Annotated in this window: 19 protein-coding genes; 17 read left to right on the forward strand and 2 right to left on the reverse strand. The window is 42.8% G+C overall.

The genetic code is table 11. The features are described from left to right. From LG003_RS18980 to rpoC, 9 genes are all read left to right on the forward strand, one after another. The coding region (locus LG003_RS18980) for an EF-Tu C-terminal domain-related protein (protein WP_449301337.1) at positions 1–153 on the forward strand (153 nt) is incomplete at its 5' end. A gap of 274 nt (positions 154–427) precedes the next feature. Continuing rightward, positions 428–811 carry a preprotein translocase subunit SecE gene (gene secE, locus LG003_RS18985; RefSeq protein ID WP_112879334.1) on the forward strand — a complete coding sequence of 128 codons (384 nt, stop codon included), beginning with the start codon at positions 428–430 and terminating at the stop codon, positions 809–811. 1 nt (position 812) lies between these two features. Beyond that, positions 813–1,358 (forward strand): transcription termination/antitermination protein NusG, encoded by a 546-nt coding sequence (gene nusG, locus LG003_RS18990; protein ID WP_011144820.1) that lies wholly within the window; start codon positions 813–815, stop codon positions 1,356–1,358. Positions 1,359–1,519: 161 nt separating this feature from the next. After that, positions 1,520–1,948 carry a 50S ribosomal protein L11 gene (gene rplK / locus LG003_RS18995; RefSeq protein ID WP_011144821.1) on the forward strand — a complete coding sequence of 143 codons (429 nt, stop codon included), beginning with the start codon at positions 1,520–1,522 and terminating at the stop codon, positions 1,946–1,948. A 3-nt stretch (positions 1,949–1,951) separates the two neighbouring features. Next, positions 1,952–2,653, forward strand: coding sequence for a 50S ribosomal protein L1 (gene rplA, locus LG003_RS19000; protein WP_112879333.1), 702 nt, complete (start codon positions 1,952–1,954; stop codon positions 2,651–2,653). A gap of 315 nt (positions 2,654–2,968) precedes the next feature. Further along, on the forward strand, positions 2,969–3,475 hold the full coding sequence (gene rplJ / locus LG003_RS19005; protein WP_112879332.1) for a 50S ribosomal protein L10: 507 nt from the start codon (positions 2,969–2,971) through the stop codon (positions 3,473–3,475). A gap of 63 nt (positions 3,476–3,538) precedes the next feature. Then, entirely contained in the window at positions 3,539–3,910 is a 372-nt protein-coding gene (gene rplL, locus LG003_RS19010; protein WP_112879331.1) for a 50S ribosomal protein L7/L12, read from the forward strand. A 339-nt stretch (positions 3,911–4,249) separates the two neighbouring features. Continuing rightward, the gene (rpoB, locus tag LG003_RS19015) at positions 4,250–8,278 is read left to right on the forward strand and encodes a DNA-directed RNA polymerase subunit beta (RefSeq protein ID WP_112879330.1); all 4,029 of its coding nucleotides are present in this window, start codon (positions 4,250–4,252) and stop codon (positions 8,276–8,278) included. Between the two features lie 130 nt (positions 8,279–8,408). Next, positions 8,409–12,629, forward strand: a complete 4,221-nt coding sequence (gene rpoC, locus LG003_RS19020; protein WP_112879329.1) for a DNA-directed RNA polymerase subunit beta' — start codon at positions 8,409–8,411, stop codon at positions 12,627–12,629. A gap of 273 nt (positions 12,630–12,902) precedes the next feature. Here the strand turns inward: rpoC and LG003_RS19025 are convergent, their stop codons facing one another. Further along, entirely contained in the window at positions 12,903–13,205 is a 303-nt protein-coding gene (locus LG003_RS19025) for a helix-turn-helix domain-containing protein (protein ID WP_112879328.1), read from the reverse strand. A gap of 5 nt (positions 13,206–13,210) precedes the next feature. Beyond that, positions 13,211–13,561, reverse strand: coding sequence for a type II toxin-antitoxin system RelE/ParE family toxin (locus tag LG003_RS19030; protein WP_112879327.1), 351 nt, complete (start codon positions 13,559–13,561; stop codon positions 13,211–13,213). A gap of 152 nt (positions 13,562–13,713) precedes the next feature. Between LG003_RS19030 and LG003_RS19035 the strand changes: the two genes are divergently transcribed. The 8 genes from LG003_RS19035 (at position 13,714) to LG003_RS19070 (ending at position 19,679) form a co-directional block, all read left to right on the forward strand. Then, the gene (locus LG003_RS19035; RefSeq protein WP_262981384.1) at positions 13,714–14,037 is read left to right on the forward strand and encodes a type II toxin-antitoxin system RelE/ParE family toxin; all 324 of its coding nucleotides are present in this window, start codon (positions 13,714–13,716) and stop codon (positions 14,035–14,037) included. Continuing rightward, positions 14,024–14,305: a helix-turn-helix domain-containing protein gene (locus LG003_RS19040; RefSeq protein WP_012776543.1), complete on the forward strand. Its 282-nt coding sequence runs from the start codon at positions 14,024–14,026 to the stop codon at positions 14,303–14,305. Before LG003_RS19035 ends, LG003_RS19040 begins: the two co-directional genes overlap by 14 nt. Positions 14,306–14,438: 133 nt before the next feature. Continuing rightward, positions 14,439–14,738 (forward strand): helix-turn-helix domain-containing protein, encoded by a 300-nt coding sequence (locus LG003_RS19045; RefSeq protein ID WP_262981385.1) that lies wholly within the window; start codon positions 14,439–14,441, stop codon positions 14,736–14,738. A gap of 576 nt (positions 14,739–15,314) precedes the next feature. Beyond that, the gene (locus LG003_RS19050; protein WP_262981386.1) at positions 15,315–16,193 is read left to right on the forward strand and encodes a hypothetical protein; all 879 of its coding nucleotides are present in this window, start codon (positions 15,315–15,317) and stop codon (positions 16,191–16,193) included. A 12-nt stretch (positions 16,194–16,205) separates the two neighbouring features. Beyond that, complete coding sequence (locus LG003_RS19055; RefSeq protein WP_112879323.1) at positions 16,206–16,862, forward strand: hypothetical protein; 657 nt, start codon at positions 16,206–16,208, stop codon at positions 16,860–16,862. Continuing rightward, on the forward strand, positions 16,862–18,022 hold the full coding sequence (locus tag LG003_RS19060) for an aminotransferase class V-fold PLP-dependent enzyme (protein WP_262981387.1): 1,161 nt from the start codon (positions 16,862–16,864) through the stop codon (positions 18,020–18,022). The genes LG003_RS19055 and LG003_RS19060 overlap by 1 nt, the downstream gene beginning before the upstream one ends. Positions 18,023–18,295: 273 nt before the next feature. After that, a complete protein-coding gene (locus LG003_RS19065; protein ID WP_262981388.1) occupies positions 18,296–18,922 on the forward strand; it encodes a hypothetical protein in 627 nt (208 codons plus the stop codon). A gap of 10 nt (positions 18,923–18,932) precedes the next feature. After that, positions 18,933–19,679: a hypothetical protein gene (locus tag LG003_RS19070; protein ID WP_262981389.1), complete on the forward strand. Its 747-nt coding sequence runs from the start codon at positions 18,933–18,935 to the stop codon at positions 19,677–19,679.

Genomic DNA, 19,679 nt, shown 5'->3' on the forward strand with positions numbered 1-19,679 from the left:
CCAGAAGGCGTGGAAATGGTGATGCCAGGTGATAACATTCAGATGAAAGTTACCCTGATTGCCCCAATCGCAATGGACCAGGGTCTGCGCTTCGCTATCCGTGAAGGTGGACGTACAGTAGGTGCTGGTGTTGTTGCTAAAGTTATCGCATAATTTTTTGATGTGATTACACTAAAAGGGCATCAACCGATGCCCTTTTTGTACGTTGTCTTAATAAGAACCTATCTCATCAATAGTTGTTTTTAATTATTGGTGAGATAGGCTCTGATGCAACGAATTGGCTATATCGCTCTCAGATATACAATGTCATACTGAATTATGGCGCCAAGTCAGATACAATCACTCAAATTTTTTGGTTCGGTCTGATTTGTTTTGCTCTTGCGAGGCAAGCTGGCTATCTATTTAAATCATAGTTACAGGTTGGTTTATGAGTACGAATAGCGATGCTCAAGAAAGCAGGCGTAGTCTTGAAGTAATGAAATGGCTATTAGTGGCAGCCTTATTAACGGTTGCTATCGTTGGAAACTACCTTTATCGGGAGTATAGCCTTCCTCTACGCGCGATGGCGGTTGTTGTTATTGTTGCTCTTGCGGGAGCGGCTGCGCTCTGGACTGCAAAGGGTAAAACCACACTGGCTTTCGCTCGTGAAGCCCGCATTGAAATGCGCAAAGTCATTTGGCCAACTCGCCAGGAAGCGCTGCACACGACTTTGATTGTTGCGGCGGTGACTGCATTGATGTCTTTGATCCTCTGGGGTCTTGACGGTATCCTGGTGCGTTTAGTTTCACTTATTACAGGCCTGAGGTTCTAAGATGTCAGATTCCCCAAAAAAACGTTGGTATGTTATACAGGCATTTTCCGGGTTTGAAGGTCGTGTTGCACAATCTTTACGTGAACATATCAAACTACATGATATGGAAGATTCTTTTGGCGAAGTGATGGTGCCAACAGAGGAAGTTGTTGAGATTCGTAGCGGCCAGCGTCGCAAAAGTGAACGCAAATTCTTCCCTGGGTATGTGCTGGTACAAATGATCATGAACGATGCAACATGGCATCTCGTTCGCAGCGTACCACGCGTCATGGGTTTTATCGGTGGTACATCTGACCGTCCGGCACCAATCAGTGATAAAGAAGTTGATGCGATTATGAATCGCCTTCAGCAGGTTGGTGATAAACCACGGCCAAAAACATTGTTCGAACCAGGCGAAATGGTTCGTGTCAGCGATGGTCCATTCGCAGACTTCAATGGTGTTGTGGAAGAAGTCGATTACGAGAAGAGCCGCCTGAAAGTTTCAGTTTCTATCTTTGGTCGTGCGACACCGGTTGAGCTGGATTTCAGCCAGGTAGAGAAGGCGTAATTTTCGAGCGTATCTTTTGCTGGCTTGCAATAGGTGAGAAATTAACATACAATTTCGCGCCTTTTGTTTTTTAGTAGTCTGGCCTGGATAAGGCGGGACTGAAATGACAGGGGAGCCTTTTAAATCAAAGGCGATATCACCCACATAGAGGAAAATTATCAATGGCTAAGAAAGTACAGGCCTATGTCAAGTTGCAAGTTGCAGCTGGTATGGCTAACCCAAGCCCTCCAGTAGGTCCTGCTCTGGGTCAGCAGGGTGTTAACATCATGGAATTCTGTAAGGCGTTCAATGCTAAAACTGACAGCATTGAAAAAGGTCTGCCAATTCCTGTTGTGATCACTGTTTATTCTGATCGTTCCTTCACTTTCGTTACTAAAACCCCACCAGCGGCTGTTTTGTTGAAGAAAGCTGCGGGCATTAAATCGGGTTCCGGCAAACCGAACAAAGACAAAGTTGGTAAAGTGACCAGCGCGCAGATTCGTGAAATTGCTGAAACTAAAGCTGCGGATATGACAGGTGCTAGCGTTGACGCAATGATGCGTTCAATTGAAGGTACTGCTCGTTCCATGGGCCTGGTAGTGGAGGGTTAATCAATGGCTAAACTGACCAAGCGCATGCGCACAATCCGTGAAAAAGTGGATTCAACTAAGCAGTATGACATTAACGAAGCCGTTGTTCTGCTGAAAGAGCTGGCTACCGCTAAATTCGTAGAAAGCGTTGACGTTGCTGTTAATCTCGGCATCGACGCTCGTAAATCTGACCAGAACGTGCGTGGTGCAACGGTACTGCCTCACGGTACTGGCCGTTCCGTTCGCGTAGCTGTATTTACCCAAGGCGCAAATGCAGAAGCTGCTAAAGCAGCAGGCGCTGAACTGGTAGGTATGGAAGATTTGGCTGAACGGGTTAAAAAAGGCGAAATGGACTTTGACGTTGTTATCGCTTCTCCAGATGCAATGCGCGTTGTTGGCCAATTGGGTCAAATCCTGGGTCCTCGTGGTTTGATGCCAAACCCTAAAGTGGGTACTGTAACTCCTAATGTTGCTGAAGCTGTTCAGAATGCTAAAGCGGGTCAGGTTCGTTACCGTAACGATAAAAACGGCATTATCCACACCACCATTGGTAAAGTTGACTTCGACACTGACAAATTGAAAGAAAACCTGGAAGCTCTGCTGGTTGCGCTGAAAAAAGCCAAACCATCTTCTGCTAAGGGTATTTATATTAAGAAAGTTAGCCTGTCCACTACCATGGGCGCAGGTGTTGCGATTGACCAGTCTGGTCTGAATGCTTCAGCTTAATTTTAGCTGAATGTGATTGTGATTATCGCTTTACCTTGGCGTCAGATTTGTCTAAAATTTGGCGCCTTATGTTTGGCTAGTAAGTTTTTTATTAGCTAAATAAAAAATTTTCGGTTGGAGCTTGGCCTAATCCAAGCCCCGTCCAAGACCGCAGGTGTAAGTAATTACTTAATATTCCTGCGTAGACGGTGACAGAGCCAAATGAAATTCATTTCTGGATTCTGCTCACCGTGTTTTAGAGCTCAGGCCCCTTTATGGTGTTATGAGCGATGTGAGTTCCGGGTTCTTCCCGGTTAATCCAGGAGCAAGAAGCTAATGGCACTAAATCTTCAAGACAAACAAGCGATTGTTGCTGAAGTCAGCGAAGTTGCCAAAGGCGCGCTGTCTGCGGTTGTTGCGGATTCCCGTGGCGTTACTGTAGATAAAATGACTGAACTGCGTAAAGCAGGTCGCGAAGCTGGCGTTTACATTCGTGTTGTTCGTAACACGTTGATCTGCCGTGCTGTTGAAGGTACTGCCTATGAGTGCCTGAAAGAAGCGTTTGTTGGTCCAACCTTGATTGCTTTCTCTAACGAACACCCGGGCGCAGCTGCTCGTCTGTTCAAAGAGTTCGCGAAAGCGAATCCAGCATTCGAGATTAAAGCAGCAGCCTTTGAAGGTGAGTTTATTCCTGCGGCCAATATTGACCGTTTGGCAACACTCCCGACTTACGAAGAAGCAATCGCACGCCTGATGTCAACCATGAAAGAAGCCGTTGCAGGCAAACTGGTTCGTACTCTGGCTGCGTTACGCGAGTCACGCGAGCAGAAAGAAGTAGCTTAATTGCCGATTTCCTTCGTTGCTTTTTAACGTATAAATTATTTCTGAATTTTAGGAACACTTGTTATGTCTATCAATAAAGAACAAATTCTGGACGCAGTTGCAACAATGTCCGTCATGGATGTTGTTGAACTGATCACTGCAATGGAAGACAAATTCGGCGTTTCTGCGGCGGCGGCGGTAGCTGTTGCTGCTAGCGGTGCTGCTGAAGCTGTTGAAGAACAAACTGAGTTTGACGTTGTTCTGTCTGCTATTGGCGGTAACAAAGTTGCTGTTATCAAAGCAGTACGTGGCGCAACTGGCTTGGGTCTGAAAGAAGCTAAAGATCTGGTTGAAAGCGCTCCAAACGCTACATTGAAAGAAGGCATCAGCAAAGATGATGCTGAAGCGCTGAAAAAATCTCTGGAAGAAGCTGGTGCTTCTGTTGAGATCAAGTAAGTTTAGTTTTGAGTTAGCAGCCTGACTTTAAAGGCTGATGGCTGGTGATTAAAAAATCACCAGCCTTTTTGCGCTGTAGGGCATTAGCAGCATTTCCACTGTTTGGCTGTTAATTAACCCCCAAATACTTTTTCCTATTGACGACTTAATATACTGCGTTCTCAGCTACGATCCACTCGGGTAGCTCGGTAGTAATGTAACGCAATGAAATGATTTAAGAGTAATAGTAATGAGTATTACGGAAAATAATTCAATTTTCTGTTCGAAAAAACAGTGTTGTAAAGAGCTGTCCTTTAGGGCGGGCAGAGTGGGTCACTGATCAGCGAGCTGAGGAACCCTATGGTTTACTCCTATACCGAGAAAAAACGTATTCGTAAGGATTTTGGTAAGCGTCCGCAAGTGTTGGACGTACCTTATCTCCTTTCTATCCAACTTGACTCGTTCCAGAAGTTTATCGAGCAAGATCCAGAAGGCCAGAATGGTTTAGAAGCGGCATTCCGTTCTGTATTCCCAATTCAGAGCTACAGTGGCAGTTCGGAGCTGCAATACGTTAGCTACCGTCTTGGTGAGCCAGTGTTTGATGTTAAAGAGTGCCAGATTCGAGGTGTAACTTATTCTGCACCTCTGCGCGTTAAGTTGCGTCTGGTTATCTATGAACGTGAAGCACCGGAAGGCACGGTCAAAGATATCAAAGAGCAAGAAGTCTACATGGGTGAAATTCCGCTCATGACTGACAACGGTACTTTTGTTATCAATGGTACTGAGCGAGTTATTGTCTCCCAGTTGCATCGTAGTCCTGGTGTATTCTTTGACAGCGATAAGGGTAAAACTCACTCATCCGGTAAAGTACTGTATAACGCACGTATTATTCCTTACCGTGGTTCTTGGTTAGATTTCGAATTCGATCCAAAAGATAATCTGTTTGTGCGCATTGACCGCCGTCGTAAATTGCCGGCAACGATTATTATGCGTGCAATGAATTACAGCACTGAAGAGATTTTGAACCTGTTCTTCAGTAAAACGATTTTCGAAATTCGTGACAACAGACTGCAAATGACTCTGGTACCAGAACGTTTGCGTGGTGAAACTGCTTCTTTTGATATTGAAGCAAACGGCAAGGTTTATGTTGAAAAAGGCCGTCGTATTACCGCACGTCATATCCGCCAGTTAGAAAAAGACGAAGTGAACCGTATTGAGGTTCCTGTTGAATACATTGCGGGTAAAGTTGTTGCAAGAGACTACATTGATGTCAATACAGGTGAAATTATCTGTGCTGCTAACATGGAGCTCTCTTTAGATCTGTTGGCACGTTTGAGCCAGTCTGGTCACAAATCTATCGAAACATTGTTCACCAACGATTTAGATCACGGCGCATATATTTCCGAGACACTTCGTGTTGATCCAACCAATGACCGTTTGAGTGCTTTGGTTGAGATTTATCGCATGATGCGTCCTGGTGAACCACCAACCCGTGAAGCGGCAGAAAATCTGTTTGAAAATCTGTTCTTCTCAGAAGATCGTTATGATCTTTCTGCGGTTGGTCGTATGAAATTCAACCGCTCATTGAGTCGGGAAGAAGTTGAAGGTTCCGGTATTCTGAGTAAAGATGACATCATCGATGTCATGAAGAAACTGATTGATATCCGCAATGGTAAAGGTGAAGTCGACGATATCGACCACTTAGGCAACCGTCGTATCCGTTCTGTTGGCGAGATGGCAGAAAACCAGTTCCGTGTTGGTCTGGTACGTGTTGAGCGTGCGGTTAAAGAGCGTCTGTCCTTGGGTGATCTGGATACACTGATGCCTCAGGACATGATCAACGCTAAGCCGATTTCAGCCGCAGTGAAAGAATTCTTTGGTTCCAGCCAACTGTCTCAGTTTATGGACCAAAACAACCCACTTTCTGAAATCACTCACAAACGCCGTATCTCTGCGTTGGGTCCAGGTGGTTTGACCCGTGAGCGTGCTGGCTTCGAAGTGCGTGACGTACACCCAACCCACTATGGCCGTGTATGTCCAATCGAAACCCCTGAAGGTCCGAACATCGGTCTGATTAACTCATTGTCTGTTTATGCGCAGACTAACGAGTATGGTTTCCTTGAAACCCCGTATCGTCTGGTTCGTGATGGTGTTGTTACTGATGAAATTCACTACCTGTCCGCGATTGAAGAAGGTAACTTCGTTATCGCACAGGCGAACACCGTATTAGATGATGAAGGTCACTTCGTTGAAGATCTGATAACTTGCCGTAATTATGGTGAATCCAGCTTATTTAACCGTGAGCAGGTTGAGTATATGGACGTTTCCACCCAGCAGGTGGTTTCCGTTGGTGCTTCCTTGATCCCATTCTTGGAACACGATGACGCAAACCGTGCATTGATGGGTGCAAACATGCAACGTCAGGCTGTACCTACTCTGCGTGCTGATAAGCCGTTGGTTGGTACGGGTATGGAACGTGCAGTAGCGGTTGACTCAGGTGTAACTTCTGTTGCTAAGCGCGGTGGTGTAGTTCAGTACGTCGATGCATCTCGTATCGTTATCAAAGTAAACGAAGATGAAATGTATCCGGGTGAAGCAGGTATTGATATTTATAACCTGACGAAATATACCCGTTCTAACCAGAACACCTGTATTAACCAAATGCCATGTGTCTCTTTGGGCGAACCCGTGGAACGCGGCGATGTACTGGCTGATGGGCCATCTACTGACTTGGGTGAACTCGCGCTAGGTCAGAACATGCGCGTAGCGTTCATGCCGTGGAATGGTTATAACTTCGAGGACTCCATCTTAGTTTCTGAGCGTGTCGTCCAGGAAGATCGCTTTACAACCATTCATATCCAGGAACTGGCTTGCGTATCTCGTGATACCAAATTAGGGCCTGAAGAGATCACGGCTGACATCCCTAACGTGGGTGAAGCTGCGCTCTCCAAACTGGATGAATCCGGTATTGTTTATATTGGCGCAGAAGTGACCGGCGGTGACATTCTGGTTGGTAAAGTGACACCTAAAGGTGAAACTCAGCTAACGCCAGAAGAAAAATTGCTGCGAGCTATTTTCGGTGAGAAAGCGTCTGATGTTAAAGACTCTTCTCTGCGCGTACCAAATGGCGTATCCGGTACGGTTATCGACGTACAGGTATTTACCCGTGATGGCGTAGAAAAAGATAAGCGTGCTTTGGAAATCGAAGAGATGCAACTGCGTCAGGCTAAGAAAGACCTGACAGAAGAGTTGCAAATCTTTGAAGCTGGCCTGTTTGCACGTATCCGTTCTGTCTTAATTGCTGGCGGCATTGAAGCGGAAAAACTGGATAAACTGCCTCGTGAGCGTTGGTTAGAACTGGGTCTGGCTGATGAAGAGAAACAGAATCAGTTGGAACAGTTGGCTGAACAGTATGACGAACTCAAAGCTGAGTTCGAGAAAAAGCTGGATGCTAAACGCCGTAAGATCACACAGGGTGATGATTTGGCGCCGGGTGTGCTGAAAATCGTCAAAGTTTATCTGGCGGTTAAACGTCAGATTCAGCCTGGTGATAAGATGGCGGGTCGCCACGGTAACAAGGGTGTTATCTCCAAGATCAACCCGATCGAAGATATGCCTTACGATGAAAACGGCACTCCGGTAGATATCGTATTGAATCCACTGGGCGTACCATCACGTATGAACATTGGTCAGATCTTGGAAACGCATCTGGGTATGGCGGCGAAAGGTATTGGCGACAAGATCAATGCGATGCTGAAACAGCAGCAGGAAGTTGCCAAACTGCGTGAATTTATCCAGAAAGCTTATGACCTGGGTGATGAAACCCGTCAGAAAGTTGATCTGAACACTTTCTCTGATGAAGAAGTTATGCGTTTGGCAGAAAACCTGAAAAAAGGTATGCCAATTGCGACACCTGTGTTTGATGGTGCGAAAGAGAAAGAAATTAAAGAGCTGCTGAAACTGGGTGACTTGCCAACTTCTGGTCAAATTACCCTGTTTGATGGCCGTACCGGTGAGCAATTTGAGCGTCAGGTTACTGTTGGCTACATGTATATGCTGAAGCTGAACCACCTGGTGGATGACAAAATGCACGCCCGTTCAACCGGTTCGTACAGCCTGGTTACTCAGCAACCGTTGGGTGGTAAGGCGCAGTTCGGTGGTCAACGCTTCGGTGAGATGGAAGTGTGGGCATTGGAAGCATATGGTGCCGCGTACACCTTGCAGGAAATGCTCACCGTCAAGTCCGACGATGTTAACGGCCGTACCAAGATGTATAAAAACATCGTGGATGGCAACCATCAGATGGAGCCAGGTATGCCGGAATCCTTCAACGTATTGTTGAAAGAGATCCGCTCTCTGGGTATTAACATCGAGCTGGAAGACGAATAAATCGTATTCCCGCTGGTACTGCCCTGAATGGATATGACGGGCAGTTTACCAGCCAGTGGTTGCACTGGTCATAGGGGGGAGCGGCATGGGCTGCTCTCCTGACAGGTCTAACTCCGACAGGAGCCATTTCGTGAAAGACTTATTGAAGTTTCTGAAAGCGCAAACTAAGACCGAAGAGTTTGATGCGATCAAAATTGCTCTGGCCTCGCCAGATATGATCCGTTCGTGGTCATTTGGTGAAGTGAAAAAGCCGGAAACAATTAACTACCGTACGTTCAAACCAGAGCGTGACGGCCTTTTCTGTGCCCGTATTTTCGGACCGGTAAAAGACTATGAGTGCTTGTGTGGTAAATACAAGCGCCTGAAACACCGTGGTGTAATTTGTGAGAAGTGTGGTGTAGAAGTTACCCAAACTAAAGTTCGTCGTGAACGTATGGGTCACATTGAACTGGCTTCTCCAACGGCACACATTTGGTTCCTGAAATCATTGCCATCTCGCATCGGTTTGTTGCTGGATATGCCACTGCGTGATATTGAGCGTGTACTGTACTTCGAATCCTATGTGGTTGTAGAAGGCGGTATGACCAGCTTGGAACGCAGTCAGATCCTGACAGAAGAGCAATACTTGGATGCACTGGAAGAGTTTGGTGATGAATTCGATGCGAAGATGGGAGCGGAAGCTATCCAGTCTTTGCTGAAAAATCTCGATCTGGAAAATGAGTGTGAAACGTTGCGTGAAGAGTTAAACGAAACTAACTCTGAAACTAAACGTAAAAAGCTGACCAAACGTATTAAACTGTTGGAAGCCTTTATTCAGTCTGGTAACAAACCAGAATGGATGGTTCTGACGGTTCTGCCAGTTCTGCCACCGGATTTACGTCCATTGGTTCCACTGGATGGCGGCCGTTTTGCCACTTCGGATCTGAACGATCTCTATCGTCGTGTTATTAACCGTAACAACCGTTTGAAGCGCCTGTTGGATCTGGCTGCGCCAGATATCATTGTTCGCAACGAAAAACGTATGTTGCAGGAAGCGGTTGATGCTTTGCTGGATAACGGTCGTCGTGGTCGTGCCATTACTGGTTCTAACAAGCGTCCGCTGAAATCCTTGGCTGATATGATCAAGGGTAAACAAGGTCGTTTCCGTCAGAACCTGTTGGGTAAACGAGTTGACTATTCCGGTCGTTCCGTAATTACTGTAGGTCCTTACCTGCGTCTGCATCAGTGTGGTCTGCCTAAGAAGATGGCACTGGAGCTGTTTAAGCCATTCATCTATGGCAAGCTGGAACTGCGTGGTTTGGCGACCACGATTAAAGCAGCCAAAAAGATGGTTGAGCGTGAAGAGGCGGTGGTATGGGATATCTTGGATGAAGTTATTCGTGAGCACCCGGTTCTGCTGAACCGTGCACCGACACTTCACCGTTTGGGTATTCAGGCATTCGAACCGGTTCTGATCGAAGGTAAAGCGATTCAGTTGCACCCACTGGTGTGTGCGGCATATAACGCCGACTTCGACGGTGACCAGATGGCTGTTCACGTACCGCTGACACTGGAAGCCCAGTTAGAAGCGCGTGCGCTGATGATGTCTACTAACAACATCTTGTCTCCAGCGAGTGGTGAGCCAATCATCGTTCCATCTCAGGACGTTGTTCTGGGTCTGTACTACATGACCCGTGACTGTGTTAACGCTAAAGGCGAAGGCATGGTATTGACCGGGCCTAAAGAAGCAGAACGCGTATATCGCGCAGGTCTGGCTTCTCTGCATGCCCGCGTTAAAGTCCGTATCACTGAAGAAGTGAAAGACGGTGAAGGCAATATCACGACCAACACAGGTCTGGTTGATACGACTATTGGTCGTGCAATTCTGTGGATGATCGTACCAAGAGGTCTGCCTTACTCCCTGGTTAACCAACCACTGGGTAAGAAAGCTATCTCCAAAATGCTGAACACTTGTTACCGTGTGATGGGCTTGAAGCCAACGGTTATTTTTGCTGACCAGATCATGTATACCGGCTTTGCCTACGCTGCACGTTCAGGTGCATCTGTTGGGATCGATGACATGGTCATCCCAGAGAAAAAAGCCGGGATCATTGCAGAAGCAGAAGCGGAAGTTGCTGAAATTCAGGAACAGTTCCAGTCTGGTTTGGTAACAGCCGGTGAACGGTATAACAAAGTTATCGATATCTGGGCTGCGGCAAACGAGCGTGTTGCTAAGGCAATGATGGAAAACTTGTCTACCGAAACAGTCATTAACCGTGATGGTGAGGAAGAACAACAAGTTTCCTTCAACAGCATCTTTATGATGGCTGACTCTGGCGCGCGTGGTTCTGCCGCTCAGATCCGTCAGTTGGCGGGTATGCGTGGCTTGATGGCTAAGCCAGACGGATCCATCATCGAAACCCCAATTACAGCGAACTTCCGTGAAGGTTTGAACGTACTCCAGTACTTCATTTCAACCCACGGTGCTCGTAAAGGTTTGGCGGATACCGCACTGAAAACGGCGAACTCTGGTTACCTGACTCGTCGTCTGGTTGACGTGGCGCAAGACTTGGTTGTTACAGAAGATGACTGTGGTACGCACGACGGTATTCTGATGACGCCGGTTATTGAAGGTGGTGATGTTAAAGAACCACTGCGCGAGCGTGTATTGGGTCGTGTGACGGCGGAAGATGTTCTAAAACCGGGTACTGCTGACATTCTGGTTCCACGTAACACCTTGCTGAACGAAAAATGGTGTGATCTGTTAGAAGAGAGCTCCGTTGACAGCATTAAAGTACGTTCTGTTGTAAGTTGTGAAACTGACTTCGGTGTTTGTGCTAACTGCTATGGTCGTGACCTTGCTCGCGGACACATCATCAATAAAGGTGAGGCGGTTGGTGTTATTGCGGCTCAGTCCATCGGTGAGCCGGGTACACAGTTGACGATGCGTACGTTCCACATCGGTGGTGCGGCGTCTCGTGCGGCAGCCGAATCCAGCATTCAGGTACGTAATAAAGGTAGCCTAAAACTGTTTAACGCTAAATCCGTGACGAACTCCGCAGGTAAATTGGTGATTACTTCCCGTAACACTGAACTGTGTTTGATCGACGAATTTGGTCGTACTAAAGAAAGCTATAAAGTGCCTTACGGTGCGGTACTGGGTAAAGGTGATGGCGAAACCGTTAATGGCGGTGAAACCGTTGCTAACTGGGACCCGCACACCATGCCAGTTGTCAGTGAAGTATCTGGTATCATCCGTTTCGCTGACATGATAGATGGCCAGACCATTACCCGTCAGACTGACGAATTAACAGGTCTATCTTCACTGGTTGTTCTGGATAGTGCAGAGCGTACTGGTAGTGGTAAAGATCTGCGTCCGGCGCTGAAAATTGTTGACGCCAAGGGTAACGATGTATTGATCCCAGGTACTGATATGCCTGCTCAATATTTCCTGCCAGGCAAAGCAATTGTTCAGTTAGACGATGGCGTCAGCATCTCTGCGGGTGACACCTTAGCGCGTATTCCTCAGGAATCCGGCGGTACGAAAGATATTACCGGTGGTCTGCCGCGTGTTGCTGACTTGTTCGAAGCACGTCGTCCGAAAGAGCCAGCTATCCTGGCTGAAGTCAGCGGTATTGTCTCCTTTGGTAAAGAAACCAAGGGCAAACGCCGTCTGGTTATCTCCCCATTAGATGGTGGTGATGCTTACGAAGAGATGATCCCTAAATGGCGTCAGCTCAACGTGTTCGAAGGTGAAGTGGTTGAACGTGGTGACGTGATCTCTGATGGTCCAGAGTCTCCACACGACATCTTGCGCCTGCGTGGTGTTCATGCGGTTACCCGTTACATCACCAACGAAGTTCAGGAAGTTTACCGCCTGCAAGGGGTTAAGATTAACGATAAACACATTGAGGTTATCGTTCGTCAGATGCTGCGTAAAGCAACCATTGAAAGTACAGGTAGTTCCGAGTTCTTGGAAGGCGAACAGGTTGAATATGCCCGCGTTAAAGTGGCGAACCGTAAGCTGGAGCAAGAAGGTAAAGTGCCTGCAACTTATGGCCGTGACCTGTTGGGTATCACCAAAGCGTCTCTGGCGACTGAATCCTTCATCTCTGCGGCATCGTTCCAGGAAACGACCCGCGTGCTGACTGAGGCTGCGGTTGCAGGTAAACGTGATGAACTGCGTGGCTTGAAAGAAAACGTCATCGTCGGTCGTCTGATCCCTGCCGGTACCGGTTATGCTTACCATCAGGATCGCATACGTCGTCGCCAATTGAATGAGCCTGCTGAGGCACCACAAGTGAGTGTCGATGAGGCTACTGCGAACTTGGCAGAACTGTTGAATGCCGGTTTTGGTGGCGATAAGAAGTAATTCTTAGAACACGCTAGCTAACTAAATGCCCTCCTTTTTGGAGGGCATTTCAACTTGTTGATAACGTGCCAATTTTTACTTGGTGCTCTGTTTTAATCGAGTTTCGTTCACAAAATGGAACTTGCCGCCACGTTAAAAATCCTCTCCTCAAATTTTTCTTTCCGAAAAGAGTTCACTTGAAGACCTCGTTCCTCACAATCATCTGGCACGTAAAAAAATCGATGCGGATATTGATCTTAAATATATCCGTGAGGGCTACCGGAGTGTTTGTGGTTAAACAGAAAATCCGTAGTGGGTACCGTCGGGTAACTCGATATCGAGACGCAGCTTGCTACCTGTTGCCTCAACGTAACGTTTGAGGGAAGACAGTTTCAAGTCGCGGCCAAGCTTCTCCATGTCGGAAACCGTGGGTTGCTTGATACCAAGAGCCAGAGCTATTTCACCTTGGGTCTTTTGTACCCGCTCACGAAGTTCTGCCAGATGGATGTTTAGCAACATTTCTGTTGCCGTAGCTTGTGCATTGGCAACAACTTCGGGCTTTTCATTTGCTAATATTTGATCAAGAGTTCTTGCCATAGTATTTACTCCTTTTTTAACTTTTCCAGATGTGCCGTGAACTCACGGTCAGCAATCGGAATCATCGTTTCATAAAACCGTTTCTCGTTTCCGGTTTTGTTACCGGCGCAAAGTAAAATTCCTCTCCGCTTGGGGTCGAACGCAAAGAATGCTCGGAGCGGGTCGCCTTTGCTTTGGACACGTAATTCTTTCATGTTGCTGTGGCATGAACTGTTCACAGTATCTGCGTATGGCCTGGGCAACATAGGGCCTCTTTCCCGAAGTGCTATTATTGAAGCTAGCATATTGGCCCTGTCGGTGTCATCCAAAGTATCGAACCATGCATCAAAGGTGTCCGTCGTTTCGATAGCCCACATAACTACTGCTTACTCAATATAGGTTAAATGCTATATAGATGAAAATCTATAGTCAAGAAATCTAGTCAGAAGTGATATTTCATTAAAATGCAATTTTCCTCTTGATGAAAATTATCCTTTGGGTTAATTTTTTGCATTAGGAGGAAATCAGAGTGTTTATAGTTAAATACCATGATGAGGCCGAACAAGAAATTAAGTCTTTGCCAGCAAAAGTAGGGGTAAAACTTGTAAGGTTGATTGGAAAGCTGGAAAAAGATCCTCGCTCACTACGTGAACCGGACACAAAACATTTGGGAAATGGTCTTTACGAAATTCGAACAATGGGGGGAGATATAGCACGCGGATTATGGGTATATCAGACAGGAAAACAAATATATATACTGCGAGTTTATATAAGGAAAACACAAAAAATCAACCCAAGTGAGATAGCTTTAGCATTTCGCAGATTGGAGGAAATGAAACATGAAGAAATATAAGACACATTCAGAGATTCTGGCAGAAATGATGAAAGACTCTGAATTTAAAGCCGCCTACGAAGCTGAAGAACGTAAAGAAAGATTGCAAGAAACCCTTGCAGAGTGGCGTAAGTTTGCTGGACTTACTCGCTCGCAAGTCGCGGAAAGAATGGGGGTTACGCCGCCAACGGTGACGAAAATGGAAAATAATGTAACAAAAGCTAGTATAGAAACATTAGTGCGCTATGCGCAAGCCTGTGGTATCCAGAACCCACAAATTACGTTGTAATTCTCTGTGCTATGGGGTTAGGGCATTGCTAACCCTTCCTTTCATACTTTGACTCTATTAATGAAATTCTTGTAAAAGCAAGAGGTAAAATAATTGTGTGAATTAATTCCCCTCCCATCTTGGAAAACTGAGTATGATCACACTTGATGAATTGCTTGAAAAACGCAGCCCTGAAAGCCGCCGTAGGATTGCTAAAAAAGTTGATGAAGTGAAACGGGAGATAGGGCTTTATCAGATCCGCGAGGCTCTCGATGTTTCACAAACTGAGCTGGCAATTGCGCTTGGGGTCAAGCAACCGACTATTGCTAAAATAGAACAGCCTGGTAATAACCCTAAACTTTCAACATTGAAACGCTACGTTGCAGCGTTAGGTGGAGAGTTAATCCTTGATGTTCAACTTCCTGATGGTAAACATATCGTAGTCCGTATTTGATATGGCGTTGCCTCAGTAAAAGTGGCGGATCTCGTCATTTCTGCCCACAGAGGTTCGTGTCAGATTTGTTAAGTATGAGCGACAGTCGGTGGAATGGGAAGTCTCGTCCAGTCGATCGGGGAATAGTCACAGGATCACAGGATAGTTGATCGTACAGTGATTCAAGCAGCGCTCATGCTCATCGAAATATACACTGATGATTAAGTATTCCATGAATTTGGTACCGGCAAAATCACCTTAGCTATGTAAGGGATATTATTCGATATGCAGAAATAGCTCATCGTATTTAATTCAAGGGTCTGGTCAATATAATTATTTCATTTAAAGTCCCATCACATAGAATTTATGAAAGATTATTCTCTTTAAAGTACCTATTTTTATCCGTATTCTTGCATGATTGATGAAGACTTCAATTTAATTTTTCAGGATAAATAATCGCAGTTTTTTCTCCTGTTGGATCTTTAAATTATGATACAGGTCATAAAATACAATATTTCATGATTCATATACTTGGAAATGAATATAAACTAAAAATGAGAAGCCATTGTCGCCAATATAAAATAACGGGGCAAAATAATGGAGAATGGAGTAAACCTGAACTATGAAGATATAACGGAAGAGAATTATATCCTAATAAATAATTTTTATAAGCGTGATATAGGGAGCTTAGGTTATTTTATTTGGAAAAATATGAAAGAAATGGAATATAATCTTTCTAGTGAGATAAAAGCATTTTTTTATAAAATAAACGATATATGCTTGTCAATTCTTATAACAAGAAAATGTGAATTCACTCTTAAACACAGACGAGTATCCATTAATATGCTTAGCGATTTTGGAATAGATGAAAGTGTAAAATCACCAACTTTGATAATAGAAAGTGCCAAACAAACACATAGTAATGATGTAGATGCGACGGTTTGTTACTCAGATGAAAGAAAAATCAAATGTTATTCAAAGATTTTCGAAAAATACATCTGTAGCAGAGTGAACGTTTTTGATTTTACAGAAATAGTAGTAGAAGGATGTACTAAAATCGATGTAGACCTGAGAGATTTTAATGAAATAGATAATATTAATAAAATCAATTTTTTCGGCAGGGAAGTAAATAACAATTGGATTGCTTATGCAAAGCAGTGTCCTCGCTACAGCGATATTAAGTTGTTAACTGTTGGGAAAGAATTAGCGGTATTAGGTTTTGATGATACTACGGTGGAAGTAATAGGTTTATCAAACACAGCTCCCGGTACAATTATATCTGTGATTGATTCTTGTCTTGCTATTAGGAAAAAATGCAGAATCATCTTATCAAATCCTATTTATTCTGAGCTACAAAGCGGACTGAATAAACATAGTATTATCAATAAGTTTAGCATGATGATTGCCTGGCATACCGAAGAAGATTTCAATTTGTGTCATGAAGATATGTTTATCAGTAGAATCGACAAACGATAAGAGGAGTTTAAAATGGGATGTATTTTTTGCCGCCCCGAATCTTTCTTTGAAAAAGATAAAATACTTTTACAAGGAGAATATTTCTATGCGTTCGTACCTAAAGGCCAGATAATTGAGGGCTATATAATAATTGCCACCAACAAATGTGAGACTGATTTAGGGGGATACCGGTGCTTTGCAGAAATATATGATGACGAAGCAATAAAAGAACTGAAACAGTTTAAAAATATAATAAATGATTTTTATCGTGAATATTACAATATAAGCAATCCTCTTTGCTATGAAAATGGACGAGCCGGTGGTTGTATCGTCATGGACCCAAATCAAAAGTACTGTTATCATGCACATTTATGTTGTTTCCCTACCGAGATTGATCTTCATAATAAGTTAAGAAATCAATTTAAAATACATACAATAGACTCATTGGATGAACTTAAGATGTTCGGTGAGGCTGGTCCCTATATCTATGTTGAAGATAGTGGTAATAAGTATATTTTTACGATAGGTGAATCAGATTTCATTGAGAGAGGAATGATAAGAACAGTATTGGCAAATAGTTTAAATGTACCTGAAAGATCTGATTGGAGAGATAATGAAGGAATAAAGGAGATGGATGCGACTGCTAAAAAATTCAAATTATATCTTAGTAACTATATGGAGATTGGATAATGTTATATGCAGATGCAGCTTCTACCTCATGGCCAAAATCACAAGAAGTGAAGGACATGATAAATATGTATTTGGACACTCTTGGAGTAACTCCAGGTCGCTCTTTATCGCAACAATCTAAAAAGATTACGGAACTCGTTGAAGAGTGCCGACACGAATTCATCGAACAAACAAAATTAAATGGTCATGGGACAGTAATTTTTAACTCAGGAGCCACATATTCACTCAACGAATGTATAAAAGGTACGCTTAAACCGGGTGATAATGTCATTACTACCCATTTAGAACATAACTCAGTACTTAGACCGATAAACCATTTAAAAGATATTGGGATAAGTAGTCAATTTATCGATGTGACAGATGGTGAAATTGATATATCGCATTTGGAATTTTTATTAAAGAATAAGAAAACTAAGTTATTAGTGGTTCATAGTTGCTCTAATACCATTGGTACATTTTGTAATATAGATGAGATAGGAAAATTGGCACATTTATACGGTGCGATGGTTTTAGTTGATGGTTCTCAATCTTTTGGTTCACAAACAATCGATTTATCGAAAGGTAATATTGATTACCTTGTTTTTAGCGGACACAAAAGTTTAGGCGGAGTATCAGGTATTGGCGGGTACTTTATTCTTGATAATGGATTTTCTCATAATGAATTAATCCAGGGAGGGACAGGTGTATTATCAAGATTAACTACACAACCAACTGGAATACCATACAAATATGAATCAGGAACACAAAACACTATTGGCATACTTTCATTACTAGCGTCTATAAGGCGTTTAAAAAAAATTGGAATAGAGAATATTCAAAATCAATTACAAACTTTGCGTACAACTCTTATTGATGAGTTATCACAATTAAAAAAGGTTAAATTAATTTGTAAACATAAAATTGGGTTGCCAACAATTCTTTTTACAGTAGAAGGTTATCATCCCGGAGAAGTCTCTTATATACTAGAAAATAAATACAATATTATTACTCGTCCCGGGTTACAATGCGCACCGTTAGCTCATAAAAAATTTGGAACTTATCCTGATGGCGCTGTTAGAGTCAGCCTTGATACGTCGCATACAAAGGAAGATATTTTGAGAATAAAATCTGCTTTAGTTAAAATCACTGAGGAAAATTATAAAGAAGATACTGATGATTAATGAGAATAGTTCAGGCAATTTGGGTGATTTAGCAATAAGCTGAGTTGCGAGTAAAATAGTTGTATATTATTTTTTAATGTTAAAAAACAACAGGTTTCTGCTAAAAAGATCTGGGGATTACTAGGGAAATTAATTTGATATTTATTTCAAAAGAATGAAAATATGCCATTAATTACCATTGGTAAATAATACAATGATAGGGCTTAAGAAATATATGGGTTTATAAGGAAGTGATATAACTTTAATTAATAAAAATAGCATATGAGAATATAGATGAATATGCCTAACAAGAATGCGCGTTATCTAATTGATTTAATGAGTGGTAAGTTGAATTATATACATATTGATAGAAACGGAGATTTTAACAATACAAACATAGACTGGAAAGATACTTTAATTTTATCTGGTTCTTTTAATCCACTTCATAAAGGCCATGAAGAATTAAAAGAAATCGCTACAGAGATGACTAAAAGAAAACCCTATTATGAACTGTCAATCAAGAATGCGGTAAAACTTACCATTTCAACCGATGAAATTTTCGAGAGGATAAGACAATTTAAGGGGAAAGGTGATATAGTTTTAAGTGACGCTAAAATTTTTACTGAAAAATCGCATATTTACCAGGGGGCAATTTTTGTCATTGGCGCTGATTTATGTCAAGAAATTAATAATCCTATTTATTATGGAGGTGAGGAAGGATTAAAAAAATCTCTTATGACAATTAAGAATAATGATTGTAGATTTCTGGTGGCTGGACGTTTTTTTAATAATAAATATCATACAATTGATGATTTGATGAATATTAGAAAGGAACATCAATTTCTATTTGAATCTATTCCAGAAAAGCTATTTCGCTTAGATATATCATCAACAGAAATAAGGTTAATGAACAAAGAATAGGAGATGGGACATGAGTAAAGAAAATAATAAAAAACTGCTGGATAGCAAAATCAATTTAAATTCAATATACTTAACCAAAGAAATTCAGAGAAGATTAAAGCAAGCTTCATTTATATTTAATCCCGGCCATATAACTTTAAATCCCCAATTAAATGGTTCACAAATTAAATTATTTTCTGAAATACGTATGTTCTTGGAACAGGATGATAACTTAGATATTCTTGCCTCTTGTATACACGACTTATGGTGTGCAAAATATTTAGTCGATAATAAAACTGCTATGCAAGACTCAATAACAAAACTTGAAATTGAGTACAACTTACAAGTTAATTTTTTAAAACCTTATCAAGCATTCACTGAAAAAGAAAAGAAGTTTGAGAAAAGGTTAATAAAGAGTGATCTGAGTATTATATCGGAAGTGATAAAAGATACTTATTTATATGATGATAATATTGTGTCTGACAATTTTAATTATGAGAGCTTACTTTCTACAAATGATGCTATTTTTTCTGATTTAATGACAATATTAGGCCACAGTGACAGCGTAATAGAAGTTGCAGCAAAGAGAATCCATGCTAGCTGGTTTGATATAATGAAAGAATTTTATGCCCATGATGAAAGAATTCAATTCCAAGAAAATCAAAATATTGACAACTCAGATTTTATAAAAAACAGGGATGGGATACGCATTGATTTAGCCGCTATTTATATAGTACTTATGGAAATAAAATATAATAACTTTTACATGGGGATTTAA

This window comes from Photorhabdus kleinii (genome assembly GCF_025384885.1).
GTDB lineage: Bacteria > Pseudomonadota > Gammaproteobacteria > Enterobacterales > Enterobacteriaceae > Photorhabdus > Photorhabdus kayaii.

Excerpts from the sequence above, each read along its gene's own strand:
- secE (WP_112879334.1), top strand. The coding sequence starts at position 428 with ATGAGTACGAATAGCGATGCTCAAGAAAGCAGGCGTAGTCTTGAAGTA.
- nusG (WP_011144820.1), top strand. The coding sequence starts at position 813 with ATGTCAGATTCCCCAAAAAAACGTTGGTATGTTATACAGGCATTTTCC.
- rplK (WP_011144821.1), top strand. The coding sequence starts at position 1,520 with ATGGCTAAGAAAGTACAGGCCTATGTCAAGTTGCAAGTTGCAGCTGGT.
- rplA (WP_112879333.1), top strand. The coding sequence starts at position 1,952 with ATGGCTAAACTGACCAAGCGCATGCGCACAATCCGTGAAAAAGTGGAT.
- rplJ (WP_112879332.1), top strand. The coding sequence starts at position 2,969 with ATGGCACTAAATCTTCAAGACAAACAAGCGATTGTTGCTGAAGTCAGC.
- rplL (WP_112879331.1), top strand. The coding sequence starts at position 3,539 with ATGTCTATCAATAAAGAACAAATTCTGGACGCAGTTGCAACAATGTCC.
- rpoB (WP_112879330.1), top strand. The coding sequence starts at position 4,250 with ATGGTTTACTCCTATACCGAGAAAAAACGTATTCGTAAGGATTTTGGT.
- LG003_RS19025 (WP_112879328.1), bottom strand. The coding sequence starts at position 13,205 with ATGGCAAGAACTCTTGATCAAATATTAGCAAATGAAAAGCCCGAAGTT.
- LG003_RS19030 (WP_112879327.1), bottom strand. The coding sequence starts at position 13,561 with ATGTGGGCTATCGAAACGACGGACACCTTTGATGCATGGTTCGATACT.
- LG003_RS19040 (WP_012776543.1), top strand. The coding sequence starts at position 14,024 with ATGAAGAAATATAAGACACATTCAGAGATTCTGGCAGAAATGATGAAA.
- LG003_RS19045 (WP_262981385.1), top strand. The coding sequence starts at position 14,439 with ATGATCACACTTGATGAATTGCTTGAAAAACGCAGCCCTGAAAGCCGC.
- LG003_RS19050 (WP_262981386.1), top strand. The coding sequence starts at position 15,315 with ATGGAGAATGGAGTAAACCTGAACTATGAAGATATAACGGAAGAGAAT.
- LG003_RS19055 (WP_112879323.1), top strand. The coding sequence starts at position 16,206 with ATGGGATGTATTTTTTGCCGCCCCGAATCTTTCTTTGAAAAAGATAAA.
- LG003_RS19060 (WP_262981387.1), top strand. The coding sequence starts at position 16,862 with ATGTTATATGCAGATGCAGCTTCTACCTCATGGCCAAAATCACAAGAA.
- LG003_RS19065 (WP_262981388.1), top strand. The coding sequence starts at position 18,296 with ATGAATATGCCTAACAAGAATGCGCGTTATCTAATTGATTTAATGAGT.
- LG003_RS19070 (WP_262981389.1), top strand. The coding sequence starts at position 18,933 with ATGAGTAAAGAAAATAATAAAAAACTGCTGGATAGCAAAATCAATTTA.